5 protein-coding genes are annotated in these 4,441 nt (G+C 39.7%); 4 read left to right on the top strand and 1 reads right to left on the bottom strand.

All coding sequences use genetic code 11. The annotated features are described in order from the left end of the window. The first annotated feature begins 194 nt into the window (after positions 1 to 194). Positions 195 to 740 carry a hypothetical protein gene (locus tag Q4567_RS22065; protein ID WP_303502463.1) on the top strand — a complete coding sequence of 182 codons (546 nt, stop codon included), beginning with the start codon at positions 195 to 197 and terminating at the stop codon, positions 738 to 740. A gap of 184 nt (positions 741 to 924) precedes the next feature. Here the strand turns inward: Q4567_RS22065 and Q4567_RS22060 are convergent, their stop codons facing one another. Further along, complete coding sequence (locus Q4567_RS22060) at positions 925 to 2,493, bottom strand: serine hydrolase (RefSeq protein WP_303502462.1); 1,569 nt, start codon at positions 2,491 to 2,493, stop codon at positions 925 to 927. 535 nt (positions 2,494 to 3,028) lie between these two features. Here Q4567_RS22060 and Q4567_RS22055 point away from each other — a divergent pair. From Q4567_RS22055 to Q4567_RS22045, 3 genes are all read left to right on the top strand, one after another. Next, positions 3,029 to 3,337: a ribonuclease E inhibitor RraB gene (locus Q4567_RS22055; protein ID WP_303474180.1), complete on the top strand. Its 309-nt coding sequence runs from the start codon at positions 3,029 to 3,031 to the stop codon at positions 3,335 to 3,337. Between the two features lie 114 nt (positions 3,338 to 3,451). After that, entirely contained in the window at positions 3,452 to 3,883 is a 432-nt protein-coding gene (locus Q4567_RS22050; protein ID WP_303502461.1) for a hypothetical protein, read from the top strand. A 127-nt stretch (positions 3,884 to 4,010) separates the two neighbouring features. Further along, positions 4,011 to 4,367 (top strand): hypothetical protein, encoded by a 357-nt coding sequence (locus Q4567_RS22045; RefSeq protein ID WP_303502460.1) that lies wholly within the window; start codon positions 4,011 to 4,013, stop codon positions 4,365 to 4,367. Positions 4,368 to 4,441 lie beyond the last annotated feature (74 nt).

Here is a 4,441-nt window from a genome sequence, read left to right as displayed (position 1 = left end):
AGCTTCTCCGTTTGGTTTTGTCACCTATCAGAGTAGCCTAAAAGTTACGCTGATTGGGGAGGCTCAATGAGTATCAAACCAATCAACCGGACAAATACTCGCTGGCTTGGGTCGCTTCGCTCCCATTGTAGCCAACAAGCATTTGCCGTTTATTAGGGGCGTTAAGTACCACATTGGAGAGTGACGGATCATCAGTGGATAAAAAATTAATCAAAAAATATCGCAAATACGCTTCAACAGAAGAGGCTTTTGCTGTTCTTTTCGTTAAAAAGCATCTTCGAAAGGCTCAGGGTCATTGGGTTAACATCACTGATTCTCGACAGTACGAAATGTCAGACGATAACCTACACTTCCGCTATGTTCATGGCGGTCTATTTAAACGAAGAATAAAGCCCAAATACCCACCAAAATCTGATTTTATGGTCAACGGTAAGTTTGATGAGTATACCTATACTTTAATGGTTAGAGCCATAACATGGGAAACAGCTCATAGAGACATAGAGCAACAAAAATCAAAAAGGGTTCGCCCTTTAAGCTTCAAAATTACTGGGGTTAGCTACGATAAAAATAAAGGACAAAAAGGCTATTTTCGAGATGATGCTCCGCCGGAAATAAAAGCTTTGGAGCAAAACTTATCTAATCGGACTAATCCGCTTTGGGATCAAGCAATGAAATATGTAAAGGAACCTGAATTTGTTTTTAAAGTTAAAAGTGTTAGCATTTTTCGGGGTGGTACTTAACAAACGCGTCAAGGCGCTCGCAGGCTCGCTGGGACACCAAAACTACGCGGCGATTAGTTTTTGGTGCTTCGCCCAAGTTTAAAACAATCGCCGCTAGATTTCGGTGCACCTTATGCCGGCGTTACAGGTCCAAAGAAAGTACTCAATGTTCTCTGACACCACAGATGCAACATGTTTAAAGACATTATTGAGCGTACGGCTTTAAATTCAAGTGGTGGAAGTCAAAGCTAAAATCAGCTCTTGGATCAAACGTTTCCATTTGAATTCCGATAATCGCCTCTTTTTCTAACATGAATGTTAACTTCGCATCAGCCAATAGACTCCTATCGTCCCATATAACGACAAAACTATCGCCTTCAAAGTGCTTTAACGTCCCCGTTAAATCAGCACTCCTATGGGAAAGGAACCTCAACTCACCATCAATCATTTTAATATCAACTTTGCCATACCAGACATCAGCATATTGGTTTGCATAGCTAGCGAGCGGCAAGGTTGCTTTTTTGGTTAAATCACGGTTACTCCATTGTTCGGCCATTTCATTAATGGCATCTGAGGAGTCGTTTTGACTTAATGTTAAATAGTCTTCAAAGGAGCGACTGTGCTTTTCATTTATTATCATTTCCAGCAGGCCGTTCTCTAATGCAGCGACAGCATAACCATTCATCCCATTAGTAAGAATAACTATCCCAAGGTTTTGCTTAGGAATAATCGTCATCTTGGAAAGCATGCCACCGACGCCACCACTGTGTCCTATAACTTGATGATTCATCTTCCTTCCAACTCCCCATCCTAACGCATAAAAAACGAAATCAACTTCTCCTGATACCGGATCGATTCGACTATTAATGGGGGTAACGGGCGACCACATTTCCAAATGACGTGCCTCACTAAAGACCTGATTACCATTTGCTGCCTTGCCTTTGTTCAGTTGTAATAACAGCCATTTGCTCATTTGGACAGCGCTACAATTGACACCACCGGCAGCAGCGGTTAATTCGCTGCTTTCATATTTGTAGGTAACTAATTCATCGCCAATCTGAATGTGAGGCGTCGCTTGATTTGCGTTTTCAGGAACACGTTCGTGTGAACCATAGCATCCTTGCATTCCAATCGGGGCAAATAGTCTGGTCTCGATAAATTCAGACCAACTTAACCCCGAAACTCGACGAATTATCTCGCCAGCTAGAATGTATAACTGATTGTCGTATGCATACTCATTACGAAAGCTCGAGACGGGTTGAATATGGGCTAACGCATTAAAAATATCGTTGACAGTGGTTTTTTCCGGATTGGGAAAGAATAAAAGATCACCAGCACCAATTGGCAAACCGCTGCGATGAGTTAGTAGGTCTTTAATCGTGAATTCTTGTTCAGCGTACTTATTTTGTAATTTAAATTCAGGAAGAAAATCTATAACCTTGTCATCCCAAGACAGCTTTTTATCTTCAATCAGAATTGCAAGTCCCGCTGCGGTCATGGATTTAGAATTCGAAGCGATCTGAAATAATGTATTCTCGTCGACAGCGTGAGTCAGGTTTATGTTTCTTACCCCATAACCCTTTGCATGAATTAATTGGTTGTCTTTTACTATCGCTACCGCTATGCCGGGAATATTGAACTCTTCTATCGTCCGGTTAACTAACACGTTTATATTTTCAGAAAAGCTCACTTCAGTCTTAGAATGGGCGGACTGACAGATTGCAATGGAAAGGATGATTGAGATAGATAACCAGCGAAAAATATAAATTGTCATTTATTTCTCCTTTTATAATTATTTTGCAAAGCCCCGTTACTTTTTTGTTTGTAGAGTTTAGGCAATTTAGAATGTAATTACTAATTGCAAAGTCTTAACCTAATACTTCCAAAGCCATCGGTGGAAAGAAATCTAACTTCCACTATTTTCAAAAACAATCTGTTCACACTACATACTTTAAACGACCGCTTCCTTGGGCAAAGCAGCTGCACGTATAAGTCAGATCAAACTGCTGCTATTCGCTCGAAGCCATCCGGCGTCTCAGTGTCAATTATAGTCTTTCAACCTTTTAGTAAATCAATGTCATTGCCCCATTGATTGCTGTAATTATATGCAGTTTTAGCTTCAAAGCCGTATATATGCAAGATCATGGATAATTGCCGTATTTCCACAGCGGGAAAAGTAGATATCTGAAAAAGCCCATATGTTGTAATGAGTTACACTCTATGATTAAAATAGGTCAAATTTATATACGGAAAAAGCCCGTGTTTAAACACGGATTTTTGCGACCTATTAATATTGTTATGTTTCTTAAATGATCGAAAAAAAATTAAAAATGCTCTCTGAATCGGGCATCGATTTGTCGGGTCTAAAGCTTTTAGAATTTGAATTTGTTGTAGCTTCTAAAATCTGTTTAGATAAATTGTTTAAACAACTTAACGTGCAAGATGGCAGCGCAACTTTGATAAAAGGGAAATCACAAAGCGGTGGATATACTCTCAAGCTTAGAATGGAAATTTATTGCAATCCTAAACACATTAGTGAGTGGGTATGTTTTTTTGTGAATATCGGAAGTGAATTTAATGCTATTTTGGAAAACTGGCGGATTGTCGTCAAAACATAACAAAACAATCAACGACATTCGCTTCGCTCATTGGGAAAAAGCCTCGCTGGCACTTCGTGCCAAAGCACTCAACTTTTCCCGTTATTGTAAGCGTTATGCTGATTAAGGATGTTTTTGGCTAAATTATTCATATTGCTACTTATTTCATTTTCCTGTTATTCGAGAGGCGAAGGGGTACCTGTATGGTTATTTGATAAAACCATACTCCTTCCTAGTAACTGTACTTTTGCGGTTCACGCATCGGTGAACGATGAATCTAATGTGAGATTTATTTGTGAGTCGTCAGATATGAACGAAAAAGAAGACGCTTGGATATGGTTTTTGGAATATAAAGCTAAAAACGTAGAAGGGTTGCGCAGCGAAAGTTCAGTTCGGAATTTTGCGGTGGAAGAACTGGGTAACCTTATGTATTACTCCTTCTTAACTGAGGAGTATGGGGTGGTTAAAACCAAGTCAGACATGGTGTGTGATGACGAAATTTGCATTCACATAGTTGGCTCGCTCAAATCAGAGGTTTCAAATTTTGTTATTAGCCAACTTCAGTAATCATCAGCATAACAAGTTGCCTAAGTTCGCCGCAAAAAGCGCGGCTGGGACAAATACTCACTGGGCGAAGCCCAACAACGTTCGCATTTGCCCCTTGGCAAAGCGTTATATGCATGGGTGAATTTTAATGGCTGTTGTTGTTCTTGAATCTATTCAAAAGGTTGCAAAATCTTCTTTGGCCGAAGAAGTTTGGGGAGATAGGCTTCTTGAACAATACACTTTGAATGTACTATTTAATAATAAGCCCAGATGTTTCACCTGGGTGATTGCAGATTCGAATATAGGCCAAGGAGTAATTCCTGACTATGGGCAAGATTTTGAAGAGTTTCTAGTTGAAATTTGTGAAGGCGAACCCTTTAAAAAGTGCAAAAAGTTTGTTGGTGCGGTTCAAGAAAGGTTTGGCCTCGCGATGCATTATGTCTACTCGAATAATCAAAATATTAAAGTGAGCTTTCCGCTTGTCATTGATAAAAAATGCATATAACACATATGAGCCTCTTGTTGGTCAATAGGTATTAGTCATCTTTTGACCACTTTTTCAAGGTCAATCCAAACCTC

It is taken from the genome of Aliiglaciecola sp. 2_MG-2023, assembly GCF_030548145.1.
GTDB classification, from domain to species: Bacteria; Pseudomonadota; Gammaproteobacteria; order Enterobacterales; family Alteromonadaceae; genus Aliiglaciecola; species Aliiglaciecola lipolytica_A.
Note: the sequence above shows the minus strand (reverse complement) of the source record. Positions and strands in the feature narration are given on the sequence as shown.